The organism is Psychroserpens sp. (assembly GCF_034670085.1).
Lineage (GTDB): Bacteria > Bacteroidota > Bacteroidia > Flavobacteriales > Flavobacteriaceae > Psychroserpens.
The window spans coordinates 244998-265929 of record NZ_JAXMOD010000004.1 but is presented as its reverse complement, the minus strand read 5'-3'; the positions used below and the strand labels follow the sequence as shown (position 1 = coordinate 265929).

17 protein-coding genes are annotated in these 20932 nt (G+C 32.6%); 11 read left to right on the top strand and 6 right to left on the bottom strand.

Going from position 1 to position 20932, the window contains the following annotated elements:
- Positions 1–27: 27 nt before the first annotated feature.
- From secA to VOI25_RS09010, 6 genes are all read right to left on the bottom strand, one after another.
- The gene (secA, locus tag VOI25_RS09035) at positions 28–3384 is read right to left on the bottom strand and encodes a preprotein translocase subunit SecA (RefSeq protein WP_323788736.1); all 3357 of its coding nucleotides are present in this window, start codon (positions 3382–3384) and stop codon (positions 28–30) included.
- Positions 3385–3562: 178 nt separating this feature from the next.
- Positions 3563–3784: a DUF2795 domain-containing protein gene (locus VOI25_RS09030; RefSeq protein WP_010177336.1), complete on the bottom strand. Its 222-nt coding sequence runs from the start codon at positions 3782–3784 to the stop codon at positions 3563–3565.
- 151 nt (positions 3785–3935) lie between these two features.
- Positions 3936–4511, bottom strand: coding sequence for a cob(I)yrinic acid a,c-diamide adenosyltransferase (locus VOI25_RS09025; protein ID WP_323788735.1), 576 nt, complete (start codon positions 4509–4511; stop codon positions 3936–3938).
- A 67-nt stretch (positions 4512–4578) separates the two neighbouring features.
- Entirely contained in the window at positions 4579–5262 is a 684-nt protein-coding gene (locus tag VOI25_RS09020) for an ABC transporter ATP-binding protein (RefSeq protein ID WP_323788734.1), read from the bottom strand.
- A gap of 75 nt (positions 5263–5337) precedes the next feature.
- A complete protein-coding gene (locus tag VOI25_RS09015) occupies positions 5338–6108 on the bottom strand; it encodes a class I SAM-dependent methyltransferase (RefSeq protein ID WP_323788733.1) in 771 nt (256 codons plus the stop codon).
- Between the two features lie 3 nt (positions 6109–6111).
- The gene (locus VOI25_RS09010; RefSeq protein WP_323788732.1) at positions 6112–7980 is read right to left on the bottom strand and encodes an ABC-F family ATP-binding cassette domain-containing protein; all 1869 of its coding nucleotides are present in this window, start codon (positions 7978–7980) and stop codon (positions 6112–6114) included.
- Between the two features lie 104 nt (positions 7981–8084).
- Between VOI25_RS09010 and VOI25_RS09005 the strand changes: the two genes are divergently transcribed.
- From VOI25_RS09005 to VOI25_RS08955, 11 genes are all read left to right on the top strand, one after another.
- Positions 8085–8879, top strand: a complete 795-nt coding sequence (locus tag VOI25_RS09005; protein ID WP_323788731.1) for a polysaccharide biosynthesis/export family protein — start codon at positions 8085–8087, stop codon at positions 8877–8879.
- 1 nt (position 8880) lies between these two features.
- Positions 8881–11358 (top strand): polysaccharide biosynthesis tyrosine autokinase, encoded by a 2478-nt coding sequence (locus tag VOI25_RS09000; RefSeq protein WP_323788730.1) that lies wholly within the window; start codon positions 8881–8883, stop codon positions 11356–11358.
- 2 nt (positions 11359–11360) lie between these two features.
- A complete protein-coding gene (locus VOI25_RS08995; protein WP_323788729.1) occupies positions 11361–11948 on the top strand; it encodes a sugar transferase in 588 nt (195 codons plus the stop codon).
- 2 nt (positions 11949–11950) lie between these two features.
- A complete protein-coding gene (locus tag VOI25_RS08990) occupies positions 11951–13243 on the top strand; it encodes a nucleotide sugar dehydrogenase (protein WP_323788728.1) in 1293 nt (430 codons plus the stop codon).
- Complete coding sequence (locus VOI25_RS08985; protein WP_323788727.1) at positions 13243–14223, top strand: SDR family oxidoreductase; 981 nt, start codon at positions 13243–13245, stop codon at positions 14221–14223. The genes VOI25_RS08990 and VOI25_RS08985 overlap by 1 nt, the downstream gene beginning before the upstream one ends.
- A gap of 49 nt (positions 14224–14272) precedes the next feature.
- Entirely contained in the window at positions 14273–15205 is a 933-nt protein-coding gene (locus tag VOI25_RS08980; protein WP_323788726.1) for a glycosyltransferase family 2 protein, read from the top strand.
- Positions 15198–15887: a GNAT family N-acetyltransferase gene (locus VOI25_RS08975; RefSeq protein WP_323788725.1), complete on the top strand. Its 690-nt coding sequence runs from the start codon at positions 15198–15200 to the stop codon at positions 15885–15887. Before VOI25_RS08980 ends, VOI25_RS08975 begins: the two co-directional genes overlap by 8 nt.
- A gap of 168 nt (positions 15888–16055) precedes the next feature.
- The gene (rffA, locus tag VOI25_RS08970; RefSeq protein ID WP_323788724.1) at positions 16056–17183 is read left to right on the top strand and encodes a dTDP-4-amino-4,6-dideoxygalactose transaminase; all 1128 of its coding nucleotides are present in this window, start codon (positions 16056–16058) and stop codon (positions 17181–17183) included.
- On the top strand, positions 17173–18804 hold the full coding sequence (locus VOI25_RS08965; protein ID WP_323788723.1) for a hypothetical protein: 1632 nt from the start codon (positions 17173–17175) through the stop codon (positions 18802–18804). The genes rffA and VOI25_RS08965 overlap by 11 nt, the downstream gene beginning before the upstream one ends.
- A complete protein-coding gene (locus VOI25_RS08960; protein WP_323788722.1) occupies positions 18805–19689 on the top strand; it encodes an ABC transporter permease in 885 nt (294 codons plus the stop codon).
- 4 nt (positions 19690–19693) lie between these two features.
- Positions 19694–20932 carry an ABC transporter ATP-binding protein gene (locus tag VOI25_RS08955; protein WP_323788721.1) on the top strand — a complete coding sequence of 413 codons (1239 nt, stop codon included), beginning with the start codon at positions 19694–19696 and terminating at the stop codon, positions 20930–20932.

Here is a 20932-nt window from a genome sequence, read left to right as displayed (position 1 = left end):
AGTAAATAATCAAATACCACTTAGTGGTTAGTCTTCGATTAAAACCCATTCGCCTTTAGCGATTAAAGGTTCTGCTTGTTTGTATTTTACGGTTTTGTTTTCTCCACTCATCACGTGTTTGATAGTCACACGGTCATTACGACCAATTTTTGGCTTGTCACGAACTATGGTTTCTACAACTTCTTGCTGACGCTGAGTGTTTCCACCAGCTGCTCTACTTTGAGCAGCACGTTCATCCATATTTGGGATTTCGTCTTTTTGAGTTTGTAACTTTTCTTCTTTTCGAGCTTTTGCTTCTTGAATATTGTTTTGAGTTTCAGTTGGTAATTCACCTTTAAATAGGAATGAAATCACATCCTTATTTACTTGGTCAATCATTTCTTTGAATAATTCAAAGGCTTCAAACTTATAAATCAATAATGGATCTTTCTGCTCATGAACAGCTAACTGTACCGATTGCTTTAACTCATCCATTTTACGTAAATGCGTTTTCCAGGCATCATCAACAATGGCTAACGTTATGTTCTTTTCAAAATCGTTGATTAACTGTGTTCCTTTGGTTTCGTAAGCTTTTTCAAGATCTGTTACAACTTGTAAATTCTTTACGCCATCAGTAAAAGGCACAACAATACGTTTGTATTTATCACGCTGATTTAAATACACATTCTCAATCACTGGAAATGCTAATTCAGCATTACGTTGCATTTTTTGTCTGTAATGTTCAAAAGCTGCTTTGTACACTTTTCCAGCAATATCTTGAACAGTTCCTTTACTAAATTCAGCTTCAGAAATAGGTGAACTCATAGAGAAATACCTAATCAACTCAAATTCGAAATTCTTGAAATCTTCAGCTTCTTTATTGGTTGTAGTAATGCCTTCAGACGTATCGTAAATCATGTTTGCTAAGTCTACACGTAGACGTTCTCCATGCAAGGCATGACGACGACGTTTGTAAACGACTTCACGCTGAGCATTCATCACATCATCATATTCTAATAAACGCTTACGAACACCAAACTGGTTTTCTTCGACTTTTTTCTGAGCACGTTCAATAGATTTCGAAATCATAGAATGCTGAATGACTTCACCTTCTTCTAATCCCATTTTATCCATCATTTTGGCAATACGTTCACTACCAAATAGACGCATTAAATTATCTTCTAAAGACACATAAAACTGTGAACTTCCTGGATCACCTTGACGTCCAGCACGACCTCGTAACTGTCTGTCAACACGACGAGAATCATGACGTTCTGTACCTACAATTGCTAAACCACCAGCTTCTTTTACAGCTTCAGATAATTTAATATCTGTTCCACGACCAGCCATGTTTGTTGCAATTGTTACCTGTCCAGGTTGTCCAGCTTCAGCAACAATATCGGCTTCCTTTTTATGAAGTTTCGCGTTTAAGACGTTGTGTGGCACTTTACGTTGTGCTAAGATTTTACCTAATAATTCAGAAATATCTACAGATGTTGTACCAATTAAAACAGGACGTCCAGCTTGTGATAATTTAGTAACTTCATCTACAACGGCATTGTATTTTTCACGCTTTGTCTTATAAACTAAATCCTGTCTGTCATCACGAGCGATTGGTCGGTTGGTTGGAATTTCAACCACATCTAATTTATAGATTTCCCAAAATTCTCCAGCTTCAGTAACCGCTGTACCTGTCATACCGGATAGTTTACGATACATTCTAAAGTAATTCTGAAGTGTTACTGTCGCAAATGTTTGGGTTGCATCTTCAATTTTCACATTTTCTTTGGCTTCAATCGCTTGGTGTAAACCATCACTATAACGACGACCATCCATGATACGACCAGTTTGCTCATCAACGATCATGACTTTATTTTCCATCACGACATATTGAATATCCTTTTCGAATAATGCGTAAGCTTTCAGTAATTGATTAAGTGTATGGATACGTTCTGATTTGATTCCGAAGTCTCTGAAAAGATCTTCTTTTTCAGCAGCTTCTTCCTCTTTTGATAAACCTTTAGCTTCAATTTTTGAGATTTCCATACCTATTTCTGGCATGACGAAGAAATCAGGATTGTCTTTACCAGACAAATATTCGACACCTTTATCGGTTAATTCAACTTGATTATTTTTTTCTTCAATAACGTAGTAGAGTTCTGCATCAACTTTCGGCATTTCTCTATTATTATCTTGCATATAGAAGTTTTCAGTCTTCTGAAGTAATTGCTTAATACCTTCTTCACTTAAGAATTTAATTAAAGCTTTATTCTTTGGAATACCTCTGTAAGCTCGTAATAAAAGGAAGCCACCTTCTTTAGTGTCACCTTCAGCAATTAATTTTTTAGCTTCAGCCAAAACACTAACAAGTTCTTTTCTCTGAACACTTACGATATCATCTACTTTAGGTTTTAACTCTGTAAATTCGTGACGATCACCTTGCGGTATTGGTCCAGAAATAATTAATGGTGTACGTGCATCATCGACTAATACCGAATCGACTTCATCGACAATAGCGTAGTGATGTGGACGTTGAACCAAATCATCTGGTGAATGTGCCATATTATCTCTTAAGTAGTCAAATCCAAATTCGTTATTGGTTCCATATGTAATATCTGCCCTGTAGGCTTTTCGTCTAGCCTCAGAATTTGGTTGGTGATAATCAATACAATCGATACTCATCCCGTGGAATTGGAAAATTGGAGCCATCCACGCACTATCACGTTTTGCTAAGTAATCATTTACGGTTACTAAGTGAACACCTTTTCCAGCCAAAGCATTTAAATACACTGGAAGTGTGGCTACCAAAGTTTTACCTTCACCAGTTTGCATCTCTGCAATTTTACCTTGATGCATTGCTGCACCACCAATTAACTGAACATCATAATGAATCATGTCCCAAGTGATTGGTTTTCCAGCTGCATCCCAAGAATTTGCCCAAATAGCTTGGTCGCCTTGTAATGTTACATAGTCGTTATCTCCAGAAACCAAACGGTCAAACTCATTTGCTGTAACAGGAATTTCAGTATTGTGGACAAAACGCTTTGCGGTTTCTTTTACCACTGCGAAAGCTTCAGGCATAATGTCGTTTAAAACACCTTCTGTAACTTCGTAGATATCGTCTTTAATTTTATCAATTGATTCATAGATATCTTCTCTTTTGTCAATATCGTCAGTTTCCTCAGCATCTTTTAATAACTGATCAATTTCGTCTTGAAGTGGTTTGCGAGCTTCGGCAATTTTTGTTTTAAATTCTGATGTCTTAGCTCTCAATTCGTCATGCGATAATTGCTCAAGAGCACTTTCAAATGCCTTAACTTGTTCTACAATAGGAGAGAGTGCTTTAACATCTTGTTTAGCTTTATCTCCTACAAATACTTTTAATACTGAATTTAAAAAACTCATTGGTGTTTGTTTATATGATTTAGAAACGTTGCGAGCAACGTTTTATCTTCAAAATTGTTAGACCTCAAAGATATGATTTGTGTTATTTATTCTGAAAGATTAAGGCACAAAAAAAGTCTCTAAATGAGACTTTTTTACATTTTTTATCTATAAAAGATAATTTTCATTTCAATTATCTTTAATACTCGTCTTCATTCCAGAGATAATCTTCATCTGTTGGATAATCAGACCAGATTTCTTCAATCGAATCGTAAGAGTCGCCTTCGTCTTCTATTGCTTGTAGATTTTCAACAACTTCCAAGGGAGCTCCTGTTCTAATAGCGTAGTCAATTAATTCGTCTTTCGTTGCTGGCCAAGGCGCATCACTTAAATAAGATGCTAATTCTAATGTCCAATACATTTCTTAATGGTATTTATTTTTTTGCAAAAATAAAATTATAGTTCATAAAGTCAAGAAAAAAGTGAATTAATTAAATAAAAATTTTAAAGAACTTGTGTTTTCAATCATTTAAGCCTAGTAGAACTGATACTTTATTCTGCAAAGTGGTACTTCAGGATTCTTTTTGTGGAATCCATTTTACTTCTTCGGCTTGTAAGTCATAAGACAACTTTCGTGCCAATACAAATAGGTAGTCAGAAAGTCGGTTTAAGTATTTCAAACTTTCGGGTTGAAAAGGTTCTAAATCGTTAAGCGCACTTGCTAAACGTTCGGCTCTTCTGCAGACACAACGCGCTATGTGACAGAATGACACAGTCTGATGTCCACCAGGTAGAACGAAGTGCGTCATAGGAGGCAGAGTTTCGTTCATGGTATCCATTTCTTGTTCCAGCTTAGAAATGTGCGTTTCAGATATTTTAGGAATGTTTAAGCGTTCTTTACCACTTTTAAGAACAGCTTTTTCAGGATCTGTTGCTAAAATGGCACCAACGGTGAATAGTTTGTCTTGAATATCCATCAAGACTTCTTTATAATGTTGGTTAATGTCTTGATCTCTTATAAGTCCTAAATGAGAATTGAGTTCATCAACGGTTCCGTAGCTTTCAATTCGTATATGATGTTTCGGTACACGAGTGCCTCCAAAAAGGGCAGTTGTACCTTTATCTCCAGTTTTAGTGTAAATTTTCATATATGCAAGTTAACACGTAATAAGAGAAAAGGCAAAAGAATTAATTGGATTTGTTTTTAGGTGAAAATTAATTGATGGTATCACTTTCAATTATGCCATCACGAAGTCTAATTACTCGTCTAGCATGCGCAGCAATTTCTTCTTCATGTGTTACCATAATTACGGTGTTTCCTGATTTATGGATTTCATCAAAAAGGGTCATGATTTCATGTCCTGTTTTAGAATCTAAGTTACCTGTTGGCTCATCTGCTAAAATAATAGAAGGTTTGTTTACTAGGGCACGACCAACAGCTACACGTTGACGTTGTCCACCAGAAAGTTGATTCGGTTTGTGGTCCATACGATCAGCTAAACCAACGTCTGTAAGCACTTCACTTGCGCGTTTATTACGCTCAGATTTAGATGCTCCAGCATAAACCATTGGTAAGGCAACATTATCTAGGGCAGTTGTTCTAGGCAATAAATTAAAGGTTTGGAAAACGAAACCAATTTCTGTATTTCTGATTTCTGCCAATTCATCATCGCTCATTTGGCTTACATCATTTCCATTTAGAATATACGAACCTGCAGTAGGTGTATCTAAGCATCCTAATAAGTTCATAAGTGTTGATTTACCTGAGCCAGAAGGTCCCATAATAGCGACATAGTCGCCCAGTTTGATGTCTAAATCAATGCCTTTTAAAACATGAACAGTCTCTTGACCGAGTTGAAAATCACGAATAATACCTTTAATTTCAATGACGTTACTCATTCTAGAATTGGTTTTTAATTGATGCTTCTGCAAGATACAGATTTCACTCCATATGACGCAATACATTAACGCTTGTTACACTCTAATAGTAAAATTTTCTTTGGCTTGTTCTTTTCTAAAAAAAATAAATCCCCAAAAAAAAGTATCTATGCTTATTGTAACTTTTGGATGCGACTTTATAGTGTTCCATGCTTCAACCATATCTTTAGACCAATGAATATCGTCAAAAATAAAGACAGAATCATTATGAGCTTTGTCTATAAGTGTATTAAAATAACTCAGAGTTGCTCCTTTATTATGATTGCCATCAAGAAAAATAAGATCATAATTATCAGGTTCCAAAGTAAGAAGTACTTTGTCAAATTCTCCTGTTTTAAGCGAAACATTGTGAATATTGAATGCCTTAAGTTGTTGGGTCGTAACCTCAGTAATATTTGGACAACCTTCTATAGTCATTATTTGGTTTTTTGAATGACCTAAAGCTATGGCTTGGGTTGCAATACCTAGTGAAGTTCCAAGTTCTAAGGTATGTTGTGGTTTGAAATATCGCACAACTCTGAATAATAATTGTGCTCGTTTTAATGGTGATCCCGAAGTTTTAGCAATAGATTTAATAGATCGCAAATTAGATTTAAAGACTCTTGATCCTGCTCCTAAGTCTGTTATTTGGATCTGTTGTTTGTTTTTTAATAAAGACCTGCGGTATTCTGAAAGATTAGAGTATTCCTCATATGTTGTACTATCATAAAAACACTTGGTGACCAAATCATAAACAAAGGGAGAATGTACACCATGTTGATTGGTAGATTTGAATAGGAACTTTATGTATTCAATAATTTGAAACATTATTTAGGATTCAAACTTTTCTGATAATTCAAACCAACGCATCTCCTTTTCTTCAATATCATTTATTATGGATTGGAGTTGTTGTGATAGTTCGCTTATTTTGTCTTGAGATAACGATATATCTGTGAATTTTTCTTCCAAAGCTTTTTTATCTAATTCTAATGAACGGATTTTACTCTCTAAGTTTTTATACTCTTTCTGTTCATTATACGACAGTTTTTGCGCCTTATTTTGAGTGTCATTTACTTCTGAAATAGAACTTTCTTTGATTTCAGGTTTTCTTTCCGAAGGTTGTAAAGAATCATACTCGCGATAATCAGAATAATTGCCAGGAAAATCTTGGATTTCTCCATTGCCTTTAAAAACAAATAAATGATCTACAATTTTATCCATAAAGTAGCGATCGTGAGATACGACTAAAAGACAACCTGGAAAATCTAATAAAAAATCTTCAAGAATATTAAGTGTGACAATATCTAAATCGTTCGTAGGTTCATCAAGAATTAAAAAGTTAGGATTCTGAATTAAAACCGTACATAAATACAAGCGTTTTTGTTCACCACCACTAAGTTTTTCAACAAAATCGTGTTGTTTTTTTCCGTCGAAAAGGAAACGTTCTAATAATTGTTTTGCACTAATTTGACGACCTTTAGTTAGCGGAATAAATTCACCAAACTCTTTAATGACATCAATCACTTTTTGTCCTGGTTTGACTTTAATTCCGCCTTGTGTATAATAGCCAAACTTTACGGTGTCACCTAGTATAATTTTACCAGAATCAGGAAGAGTTGTATGCGTTAACATGTTTAGGAATGTTGATTTTCCAGTCCCATTTTTTCCTATAATTCCAATCCGTTCTCCGCGTTTAAATACATATTCAAATCCGTCAAGAATCACTAAATCTTTAAATGATTTTGAAACCTTATGGAACTCTACAATTTTGCTTCCTAAGCGTTCCATATTGATTTCTAATTCAACTTTATGATCCTTTCTACGTTGATGAGCACGTTTTTTTATATCTGAAAAATCATCAATTCTAGATTTAGATTTGGTGGTTCTCGCCTTTGGCTGACGTCGCATCCATTCCAGTTCTTTTTTGAACAATTGTTTCGCTTTTCCAGTTTCAACTTGCTCAAGTTGGATTCTCGCTTCTTTATTTTCTAGATAATATGAATAATTTCCTTTGTAAGTGTATAGTTTTCCGTGGTCAAGTTCAATTATTGTAGTACAAACACGTTCTAAAAAATAGCGGTCGTGAGTGACCATAAACAACGTAAACTGAGATTTGGCAAAATACTGTTCTAGCCATTCTATCATTTCCAAATCAAGATGATTGGTAGGTTCGTCTAAAACAAGAACATCTGGATTACTAATTAAAGCTTGAGCCAAAGCAAGACGTTTTAGTTGACCACCAGACATTGTGCTAATCTTTTGATTAAGGTTATCTAATTTAAGCTGTGATAAAATTTGCTTAAACTGAAGTTCAAACTCCCATGCATTATTAATATCCATTTGCTCAAAAGCTTTTTGATAAGCTTCTGTGTCTTCTGGATTGAGTAATGCTTTTTCGTAATTTTCAATAATTTTTAATTGAGGAGAATCTGAATTAAAAATAGTATCGTTTATGGTCAGGTTTTTATCAAATTTAGGTGATTGTGATAGAAAAGAAATCCGTAAACCATTTCTCATTACTACTTGACCAGCGTCTGGCGTATCGTCGCCAGAAAGGATATTAAGTATAGAAGTTTTGCCACTTCCGTTTTTGGCGACAAAGGCGATTTTATCATCTTTATGGATACTAAAGGACAAATTAGAAAAGAGTTCTAATTCGCCAAAAGATTTCGATATATTTTCAACAGTAATATAATTCAAATCAATTTTTTTTACAAAGAAAGTTATATTGTTCAAAAATACTGCGAATAGTTTTGATATTAATAGTGATAAGTTATATTTGTGAAGCAACAAGCAACTTTATAATGAATAGACTATTATTGCTCACAGGATTGTTACTCTGCGTCTTGTCTACATCGTGTATACCTCACAAAGATATTGTGTATCTTCAAGAGAAAGATATGCCTTCAGACTCTACACAAGTAATGGTTGAGAAGCAAAAACCATACAGAGTACAAATTAATGATATTTTGAATATTAGAGTGAAGGCTCTAGATCAAGAAACAGTATCAATTTTCAACCCAACAGGTGAAGGTAATTTAAGTGCAAACAGTACAGAACGTGCTTATTTTGATGGATTTACTGTAGATATGCATGGAAATATTCGTGTGCCAACTTTAGGGAATATTAATGTCCTTGGGTTTACTTGTGAGGATATTGAAAAACTTATTGAAGAACAACTCTTAGATGAACAGTTTAAAGAAACAGCAAATATTTTTGTTACCGTTAAATTGGCAGGACTTCGGTTTACCGTTAATGGCGAAATAGGTTCACCTGGTACAATTACACTTTTTCAAGAACGCGTTAATATTTTTGAAGCAGTTGCCAACGCTGGAGAAATTCCTGTAACAGGTAATAGGAGAGAAGTGCAGATTATTAGGCAATATCCTCAGGGTCAAAAAATTCATACCTTAGATTTAACTGACATTCAAGTTATGAAATCTCCATATTATTATATCCAACCAAATGATATTATTTATGTTAAACCATTAAAACAAAAAACTTGGGGAACCGGTACTACTGGTCGAGAAACGCTCACTACAATTATTTCGGTTTTAGGGATTTTAACAACTACATTTTTATTAATTAATAGAACATAGAATGTCCAATCAAGACTATTTAGATTCTGAAGATTCCGGTCGAGTGAGTTTTGACTTTAGAGGTTATCTTTTTAAAGTATTAAACCTTTGGAAATTTGTGCTGCTATGTATTGGGTTTGCTTTATTGACTGCATATTTCATTAATGTTAGAAAACAGAATGTGTACAAGTTAGATTCATTAATTTCTGTTGATAATGATCAAAATCCATTTTTTACCGCCAATACAAGTATTTCCTTTAATTGGGGAGGAGTTTCTGGGAAAGTCGGTAAAATAATTACGGCTATAAAGACCAGAAGTCATAATGAAAAAGTAGTAGATTCTCTTCAATATTATATGGAGTATCTAACTCAAGGTAAATATCGAAAAGAAGATATTTATAAAAAATCTCCGTTTGAATTTATCATTGATAAAACTAAAGGTCAAGTATTGGGATATCCTGTAGGAATACGGTTTATTAATGCCAATGAGTTTGAAGTGTTTACTGAGTTTCAAGGTTCAATGGCTTCAGTACAAAAGTACAACAGTGAGAAATTAATTTCTCAGGTTAAGGTGCCAGAAGGTATATTTACCAAACGGTATAAAAATGGTGATATAATAGATTTGCCTTTTCTTAATGGTCAAGTTTTAGTCAAGCCTTCGGAAAGTATCAAACCAGGTACAGAGTTTTTTCTTAAGTTTATTGGTTTTGATGCCATAGTAAATAGCTATAAATCAAGAATTATAATTGGACCTTTTGCTCAATCTTCACCTTCCATTTTAAGATTGCAATTATCAGGAAATAATAAAGCAAAAATTGTAGACTATCTTAATGCAACTTCTGATATCCTTAGTATTACAGAATTAGAAAGGAAAAACTTATATGCTACCAATACAATTAGGTTTATTGATAGTAGTCTTGCTTCCGTTAACTCAAATCTCAAAGATGTTACAGATGAGATGAATAAGTTTCGAAAGCAAAACAAGGTGTTCGACGTTACAAATGAGATTGCACAAATTTCAGAACAATTGCGAACATTTGATTTGTCTAAACAAGAAGAGAATTCAAAGTTAGATTACCTAAGTAATCTCGAAATTTATTTAAATACCAAAACAGATTATACAAATATTGCTGCACCAACTAGTGTTGGTATACAAGAAGGAAATATTCTAAACAGTGTATCAAAAATAATAGGATTAGCTGCAGAAAGACAAAACTTAGAGTACACGACCAAAGAGGGTTCTGGACTTTTTAAGGATATAGATCGTCGTATAGATTCTGAAAAAAATGTACTCCTTGAGACTATAGATGCAACAAAGAAAATTATTGGTATTCAATTATCTACATTAAATCGAAACATTGCCAATTTAGAAGCTAAGTTGAGTGAATTACCTGAAGATCAACAACAATTCCTGAAAATTCAAAGAAAATTAGACATAAGTCAAGAGGCGTATAACATATATACTGCTAAGAGAAGTGAAGCAGCGATAGTTAAAGCAGCTAACATTTCGGATCTTACTATTATTGATGAGGCCAAAGATATTGGAAACGCGCCAATAGGACCAAATAAGTCCCTTAATTATATGATGGGATTAATGATGGGGTTTTTCATTCCTATGCTCTTAATCTTTGTTATTTTCCTTCTAGATAATACCATCCATGGTTCTGATGAAATAGAACAATTGTCCAAAATTCCAATACTTGGTTTAATTGGTAAGTACAATTATAAAAATAATTTAATTGTTTTTGAAAAACCTAAATCGGCAGTTTCAGAATCGTTTAGAGCCATACGATCCAGCTTACAATTTATTTATAAAAAGCAAGGTAGTACTGAAGGAAAGACCTTAATGATAACGTCTTCAGTTAGTGGTGAAGGGAAAACGTTTTGTTCCATAAATATTGCCACAGTTTATGCCTTGTCTGGTAAGAAAACAATTTTATTAGGTCTTGATTTACGTAAGCCTAAAATTTTTGGTGATTTTAATATTGAGAATGATTTAGGCGTTGTTAATTACTTAATTGAAGAACATTCATTTGATGAGGTAAAATACTCAACTCAAATAGAAAATTTAGATATAGTCCCTTCTGGTCCAGTACCTCCAAATCCGTCAGAGTTATTGATGTCTGACAAAATGCGTGACCTCATAACTAAACTCAGACAAGAATACGATATGATTGTATTGGATACACCTCCTTTAGGGTTAGTTACAGATGCGCTTGAATTAACTCAATATGCAGATGCGACTATTTTTATGATTCGATTGGATTATACTAAAAAAGGAATGCTATCGCTTATAAATGCTAAATATAGAACAGGCGAGGTGAAAAATATAAGTTTTGTCCTCAATTTCTATAAGCATAAAACAAATCATAATTATGGTTATGGTTACGGTTATGGATACGGTTATGGTTATGGCTATGGTGTTTACGGTAATGCTTATCATGAAAAGGATAAAAAATCAATTTGGAAACGTATAAAAAGAATTTTTAACCGCGCATAATTGTGATAACAAAAACTCAACTAAGAGCAAAGCGATTTTTTGATCTTGTGTTTTCTATCATGCTTATTCCTGTGTTAATTATTCCCGTTGTTTTATTCGTAGTTATAGCAACCATAGATACAGGTCAGTTTGGATTGTTCTTTCAAAAAAGAGTAGGTCAGCATGGTAAATTGTTTTACATCTATAAAATTAGAACGTTACGCAAAGAAAAGCATGTTTTAGGACATTTAGATTTAAGTGCCACACCCTTCGGTAAGTTATTAAGACGATATAAACTGGACGAACTTCCACAAATTTTTAATGTGTTTATTGGGAATATGGGCTTTGTTGGTCCAAGACCAGATATACAAGGTTTTGCTGATGAATTAAAAGGTGATGATCGAATCATTTTAAAAGTAAAACCTGGTATAACAGGTCCAGCAACTTTAAAATATAAGGACGAAGAAACCATTTTGTCTCAACAACTTAACCCTGAAACCTACAATAGAACGATTATTTGGCCAGATAAGGTCAAAATAAATAAAAAATACATTGAGAATTATAGTTTTTCTTTAGATTTGAACTTTATATTAAAATCGATAGTAAATTAAAGATGAATAATACACAAAAAATAACAATTCTTGGGCTCGGTTATGTTGGTTTGCCACTTGCAGTTGAGTTTGCCAAAAAATATATGGTCATTGGATTTGATATCAATGAGAAACGAATAAATGAACTTAATAATGGTATAGATAAAACTTTAGAGGTCGAAGACGACCATTTGAAGTCTGTGCTTACTTCAGATCAGAATTCAAATACAGGATTATTTATTACTAACGATGTGAGTCATTTGGCTGACTCCAATATATACATTGTTACGGTTCCAACACCGACCGATGAACTTAAAAGACCAGTCTTTACGCCTTTAATAAAAGCTAGTGAAAGTGTTGCAAAAGTGCTTAAAAAAGGAGATATCGTAATTTATGAATCTACTGTCTATCCTGGCGCAACCGAAGATATTTGTGTGCCAATTTTAGAAGAAAATTCAGGACTTAAATACAACAGTGATTTTTATGCTGGTTATTCTCCAGAACGTATTAATCCAGGAGATAAAAAACATACAGTAACTAAGATTCTTAAGGTAACCTCAGGTTCAACTCCTGAAGTTGCTAAAATAGTTGATGATTTATATAAGAGCATCATCACAGCCGGAACACATTGTGCTCCTACTATAAAAGTTGCTGAAGCTGCTAAAGTAATTGAAAATTCTCAAAGAGATATCAATATTGCATTCGTGAATGAATTGTCTAAAATCTTCAGATTATTAGATATTGATACCAAAGCAGTACTAGAAGCTGCTGGAACAAAATGGAATTTTATCAAATTTAGTCCAGGTCTCGTTGGAGGCCATTGTATAGGTGTCGATCCTTACTATTTAGCTCAAAAAGCTATCGAGTCTGGTTATAATCCGGAAATTATCCTGGCTGGTCGTAAAATGAATGACAGTATGGGTGGTTATGTTGCCCAAGAAACAGTTAAAATGATGATTCAAAAAGGAGCACGGATTAAAGATTCAAATGTTTTGGTTTTAGGTATTACCTTTAAAGAAAACTGTCCAGATATTAGAAATTCAAGAGTAATAGATATTATTGAAGAATTTGAAACCTATAATGTTAATGTAGATGTTTTTGACCCATGGGCTTCAAAAGAAGAAGTAAAACATGAGTATGGTTTTGATTTGATAGACGATGCTTCAAAATTACGCAAAGATTACGATGCTATCGTACTCGCTGTTTCTCATAATGAATTTTTAGAGTTAGATTTACAAAAAATGAAATCAGATATAGGCGTAATTTTTGATGTTAAATCATTACTTCCTAAACATACTGTAGACGCAAGATTATAATGTACGAACACAAATATCATTCAGAAGATTTAAGTCAGTTATCATTTTTAGTAACTGGAGGAGGAGGTTTTATAGGCTCAAATATTGTTGAGTATCTTTTAAAATATGGCGCAAAAAAAGTACGTGTTTTAGACGATTTTTCAAACGGTCATCGTAAAAACTTATTAGAATTTCATGATAACCCTTCTTTTGAATTAATTGAAGGTGACATTAGAGATTTGCAAACCTGCAAGGATGCAATGATTGGTATTGATTATGTCACTCATCAAGCAGCTTTAGGTTCTGTGCCTCGCTCTATAAACGATCCTGCTACAACAAATACAGTAAATATTTCAGGGTTTTTAAATATGATGATTGCATTAAAAGATTCATCTACAGTAAAACGAATGATTTATGCAGCATCAAGTTCAACCTATGGCGATAGTTTAGAGCTACCTAAAGTTGAAGATAATATTGGTAAACCTTTGTCACCTTATGCTGTAACAAAATATGTGAATGAATTGTATGCGGATGTTTTTGGGAAAACATATAATACAGATGTTATTGGATTAAGATATTTTAATGTATTTGGCCCAAAGCAAAGTCCAGATGGTGCGTATGCAGCTGTTATTCCTCTTTTTATGCAAGCCTTGAAAGATGAAAAATCACCTAAGATAAATGGTGATGGTGAACAAACTCGTGACTTTACATTTGTAGATAACGCTGTACAGGCTAATATTAGAGGGTTTTTCGCTTCAGAGTCTGCTAAAAATCAAGTTTTTAATGTTGCTTGTGGTGAGCGAATAAGTGTTAATTACTTATGGAATTCACTTAAAGAATCAGCAAAATCAAATGTTGATGCAATTTATGGACCACCAAGACAAGGTGATGTTCGTGATTCTTTGGCAAATATTTCCAAGGCTGAAAAGCTATTAAATTATAAACCACAATTTACAGTTAAGGAGGGTTTACAGATTACTTGGAATAATTTTAGTTCTTAATACGTTATTATTTTACTTATATTAATTATTGGATTAAATCTTTAATTAAATGATTCAAACACCTGAAATTTCCGTAGTAAGTCCAGTTTATAAGGCTGAGAATACAGTTACGGACCTTGTTCAGGAGCTTGAATCGGAATTAAATCAACTTCATGTTTCATATGAAATTATTTTAGTTGATGACTACAGTCCCGATAACTCTTGGACTGTTATGAAACGACTAGCTGCTAGTCATGACAATCTAAAAATCATAAGACTAAGCCGTAATTTCGGACAACATCCAGCTATTATGGCAGGATTATCAGAATCATCTGGTGAATGGACTGTAGTTATGGACTGTGATTTACAGGATAAACCAAGTGAAATTTCTAAACTTTATGCGAAAGCTCAAGAAGGGTTTGATGTTGTTTTGGCTAAAAGGTCAAAACGAAAGGATACGTTTTTTAAAAAAGTAATGTCGAAATGGTTTTATAAATGTTTTTCTTTTTTCACCAATATTAATGTGGATGAAGAAGTCGCTAATTTCGGTATTTACAATAAAAAAGTAATTAAGAGCATATTGTCAATTGGAGATGTATTGGTGTTTTTTCCATTATTTGTTAAATGGGTTGGTTTTAAACAAACATCAATAGTTGTTGAGCATTCTAAAAGAACTGAAGGTAAATCTAATTATAGTTTTTATATGCTTCTTCAGTTAGCTTTTAATACCATTATCTCATTTTCAGATAAACCTTTACGCCTATTCCTAAATATTGGTTTGGTCACGTCATTTCTATCATTTATAGCGGCTATAAGAGTATTTATCCAGGCTTTAAATGGTGAAATAGAAATATTAGGCTATAGTTCTATAATTATTAGTATCTGTTTTTTCTCTGGAATAATTATTAGTGTATTAGGTGTTATTGGTATCTATCTTGCTAAAACATTTAATCAATCAAAAGGTAGACCATTATATATAATAGATCATGAGCCGGTTGAATAGACTTTCATGGGATTCTGATTTTTTTGGAATAGAAATAGCTGAGTATCATTCTGATGATATTGTGGAGTTGTCATGCCTGAATAATTTTGAATTTGATTTAATCGTTACAAAGACCAAAAGTGATGAATCAATCGCTATTGAAGGTTACTCTCCTAGTTTTAATGAAACTAAAATAGTATACTCAAAATCCATAAATAACATTGATTTGAAGACTATGGATTCTTCAGTGTTAGATTTTGATATTCATCCTGTAAATGCAAAAGAACTAATTGATTTAGCATTTGAAAGTGGAAAATACAGTAGATTCAATTTAGATTCTAATTTATCTAAAGACAAGTTTGAAAACTTATATAAAGAATGGGTCATCAATAGTTTGAATAAAACCTTTGCAACAAAAATGTTTTACACTAAGCATAATGATGTGATTACTGGTTTTGTAACCCTTCAGAAAAAAGAAACGGCGTGTCATATCGGTTTAATTGGTGTTAAACCGGAGTTTCAAGGTCAAAAAATAGGTTCTAAACTAATAGATGTTGTTAAGCGCTATTGCCTAGAAAATGGGATTCAAAATTTGTTTGTTGCAACTCAAAAAGCCAACAAATCGGCATGCAAGTTTTATGAAAAGAACAATTTCGAAATTGAAAGTATGCTTAATATTTCTCATTTTTGGAAAGTAAATTAAGTTTTTATCAGTTCAAGTATTAATTTTAAATAAATTTGTTGAGTGCCACTTAAAAGTTAGTCTTATTTGGTACCTGTTGATTTATATACTTACAATTATAGTTAGTATATTGCCTACGATAAATCAAATATAAATTCTCAACCATCAAGAGTACAAAATTACAACAGTTTGATTCCATTTAATAAACCTTTTTTAACGGGAAAAGAGACTGCATATATTGAGCAGGCTGTTGCTTCTGGCAAGATTTCTGGAAATGGAATGTTCACTAAAAAGTGTCAACATTTTTTTGAGTCTAAATTTGGAATAAAAAAAGCATTACTTACGACGTCTTGTACAGATGCCCTAGAAATGTGTGCTTTATTGTTGGATATTAAAGAAGGTGATGAAATTATAATGCCTTCATATACCTTTGTTTCAACTGCTAATGCATTTGTTTTAAGAGGAGCAAAAATTGTTTTTGCAGATTCTTCGCCAAATCATCCAAATATTGATGTTTCTAAGATTGAGGCTCTAATTACGGATAAGACCAAAGCTATAGTCGTTGTGCATTATGCAGGAATTTCTTGTAATATGACAGCCATTATGGAAATGGCTAATAAGCACCATATTTTTGTTGTTGAAGACGCAGCTCAAGCTATTGATAGTTATTATAATGGAAAATCTTTAGGGAGTTTTGGGCATTTAGCAACGTTTTCTTTTCATGAAACAAAGAATATTATCTCTGGAGAAGGTGGATTGTTGGCTATTAATGATGAGCGTTTTATAGACCGTTCTGAAATTATTTGGGAAAAGGGAACTAATCGATCAGCTTTTTTTAAAGGCGAAATTGATAAATATGGTTGGGTAGATTTAGGCTCCTCATTTTTACCATCAGATATTATTGCGGCTTTTCTTTGGGCTCAATTAGAAAACCTAGAAAAGATTCAAAATAAAAGAAAATTGTTATGGAATGCTTACTATAAGGCACTAGATAAATTAGCAAAGCACAATCATTTTAAGCTACCACAGATTGAAGAAAATGCGTCAAATAACGCCCATTTGTTTTATATTATTTGTAAGAGCAATCAAGAACGAAGTGAACTTATTGCATTTTTGAAATTAAAAGGAATTAATGCTGTTTTCCATTATTTAAGTTTACATAAAAGTATGTATTATTCAGATAAGCATGATGGCAGATCCCTAAATTTGGCAGATTATTATTCAGACCAACTCTTAAGACTTCCTTTATTTTATGACTTAGAATTAGATGATGTTGATTATATCGTATCACAAATACAATCGTTTTATGAAGCTTAAATTTGTAAACGTTTACTACCTAATTCTTTTTATTATAGTTGGTCTATGTGCACTTAATTTTAATTATATTGAAGGTGATGATGCCAGAACAATTTTATATCATGTGTTTGGTAGAGATGCTAATTTTCAGCCTCCATATTCGCCTTATCATTCTATGATGGATTCTTTATTGTCTATTATTAAGACAACAGATGAAGCCACACTCAGAATATTTGCAATTTCATTAACGTTTTTATGTAGTTTTTTTATTCTTATAATTATGTCTAAAATTTTTGAATTTATGTTCAAAACTGACATAAAAGGGGTGTTTGCATTCTTGCTTTTACTTCCGTTTATTATTCCAGAAATGCTTTTTAGTAGTTTAATTATTAACCCAACAAATATTTCATTTGCTATAATTTTAACATCTCACTTGTTTTTAATGAAATATAAGGATAATCAACGTATTCTTAGTTTGTGTATGTCTGTTTTACTTTTCGGTTTGGGTGTTAGTTTTAGATGGAGTAATGGATTTTATTTATTCGTTTTGTTTGGGTTTTATATACTTTCTAATGTATCTAACACAACATCCTTTTTTCTAATTAAAAATGTAAAAAAGAGTTTTGTACTATTTCCTTTTTATATTCTAGCAGTTTTGATTTGGATCCAAATTTCAGGATATTCCATTGTAGATATTATAGATGTTTATCAAAATGGGTCTAGTTATTTGGATGATAAAGAATTTTCATTGCTGTCCTCTGTGGTATCAATGATATCATTCACTACTCCAGCATTTTTGATAGTACTACTAATAGGATTTTATCACTGTATTCAACGAAAATTCTATACACCACTTTTATTACTGTTAATAGCGAGTTTACCATACTTTTTTATCGGATTTGTTCCAATGTATAAATTCCTAATAACGCTCGTTATTCCGTTAATTGTGATTTTGATTTATGGCTACAAGTCGATTACAAATAGAAAACTAAGAATAGGACTATTAGCTATTGTTTTTTTACCATGGGTTTTTGGATTACAAATAGACAGTAATACTGCTTGGGGACCAGGATTTGAGGTGAGATCAATTACTAATTATGACATTAATGAACATAATTTTAATCCAGATAAATCGACTTCAATAAAAGATGTTAGACTTGTTTTTGGTTCTGGTATGGCATTGCCAACTTTTGAAGGACCTCGACCTTTGTTAGGATTTGGAATGGCATTACTCACTGGCTGGAATCAATTTTTAACTGTAAATAATCTTGAAAGAGAATCTTCAGTTAATTATGCTATTGAAAATAATTGTAATATTTTGCAGGATGTAAATCATTCATTCATTATAACAAAACTTAGTGAATTTGGTTTTAACACTGATGATAAATCGAAAGCATCAAATAACTTTGGGATTCATAGAACTTTTTATAACGACACAAGTACTATCAGTATCGATGTTTTTAAGAATAAAAAAGAACTATTTAATAGCCAATTGATGAATTCATATGTATCAAAATCTAATGATCGTAAAGTTGTAATATATTCATCATATACAAATATTATAACGAAATTACAATCTAAATATCGAAGTCAATTTAAACAACAAGGTGCTTTTTGGGGCATTTTAACATTGAATGAATAAATGAAAGAGAGTCCATGGTTATATACGATTTCTGCCAAACGAAAATTGATAGAACTTAATTTCAAAGAGATTTGGAATTATAGAGACTTGCTATTATTATTTGTTAAGCGCGATATTGTTACGGTTTATAAACAAACTGTTTTGGGACCATTATGGTATGTCATACAGCCTGTTTTAACCTCAGTGATTTTTACAATTATTTTTAATGGTATAGCCAATATTGATGTTGGCGAAAATATCCATCCCTTTTTATTCAATTTAGCAGGTGTCACAATTTGGAATTATTTTTCAGAATGTTTTAAAGCCACCTCAGATACCTTCAAACAAAACGAACAAATATTTAGCAAGGTCTATTTTCCAAGGGTAATTATGTCCATCTCTAAAGTGATTTCAGGCTTGCTTAAATTTGGGATTCAATTTTTGATTTTCCTAGGTTTTTATATGTATTTCAGCTATAGTAACGCTTCAGGAGAATTAAATTTTGGTACGCTTTTATATTTCCCAGTATTAGTCCTTGTTATGGGTTTATTGGGTTTAGGATTTGGAATGATTATCTCTTCGCTAACAACAAAGTATAGGGATTTAACCTTCTTAGTTACTTTTGGGATTCAATTATTAATGTATTTGTCTGCTGTAATGTATCCTATAGAAATAGCGACGAGGAAACTGACTAATAGTTTTCCGCAATCCGCAAAATTTATAAATCCAATAATAGAAAATAACCCACTAGCTGAGGTTGTTGAATCGTTCAGATATATGTTCTTTTCACAAGGCAGTTTTTCAAATCAAAGTATGATGATTACACTTTTTATTTCAGTTATTGTATTTTTATTAGGGTTAGCTGTTTTTAATAAAACTGAAAAAAGTTTTGTAGATACTATTTAGTATTATGACACAAATAATGTTGAAAGTTGAAAATATCTCTAAACAATATCGTTTAGGTCTTGTTGGTACAGGAACAATAAGTCATGACCTAAATCGATGGTGGAGTAGAGTTAGAGGTAAAGAGGATCCATATTTGAAAATTGGAGAAACAAATGATAGAAGTAGTTCAAGCTTAAGTAATTATGTTTGGGCTTTAAAAGACATCAATTTTGATGTAACACAAGGTGAAGTTCTTGGTATTATTGGTAAAAATGGTGCTGGAAAATCAACACTTCTTAAAATACTATCGCGAGTAACCTCGCCATCTACGGGATCAATTAAATCTAGAGGAAGAATTGCTTCTCTTCTGGAGGTTGGTACAGGTTTCCACCCAGAACTTACTGGAAAAGAAAATATTTTTTTAAATGGAGCCATTCTTGGTATGACTAAAAAAGAAGTCAAAGCCAAAATAGATGAGATTATTGAGTTTTCCGGTTGTCAACGTTATATTGATACACCTGTAAAACGTTATTCTTCCGGAATGCGAGTACGTTTAGCTTTTGCAGTTGCGGCACATTTAGAACCAGATATTTTGGTTGTAGATGAAGTTTTAGCTGTCGGAGACGCTGAGTTTCAAAAAAAGGCAATTGGGAAAATGCAAGATATCTCAAAAGGAGATGGTCGAACCGTTTTATTCGTGAGTCATGACATGGGAGCAATCCAAAGTTTATGTAATAGGCTTATCGTACTAAAAGATGGCACAGTATCTTATGTTGGTAACGTTGAAGAAGGCATTGAGTTTTATTTGAAAAACACAGATATCATTGGTTTAGATTATAGAAATGAAGCCTGTCAATTTGGTGTTCAAGAAGTGAACTTTTTGGATTCAAAAAATGAAAAAGTAAACCTAATTTCTGTAGGACAACAAGTTGTAATAAAGGTAAAATATAAGAATCCAGAAAGCAGAAAGCTATCCATCAGTATTGGTTTTTTTGATATGTTTTCAAACTTTAAATTCTCCTGTAGAAGCGATATAATTAATAAATCGTTTGATGAGTCTCAAGGCGAAGCAACGCTTGTAATTGATAAATGGCCATTAAGTGCTGGTAAATATTATTATAACTTGGCAATTCACGACCAGTCTTCAATGGTTGAGAATATTAAAGAAGCAGGAATTTTAAATGTTGAAAAAGGTGATTTTTATGGAACAGGAAAATTACCAGGTCATAGCAAAGCATTTTATATAGATTATAAATGGATGTAA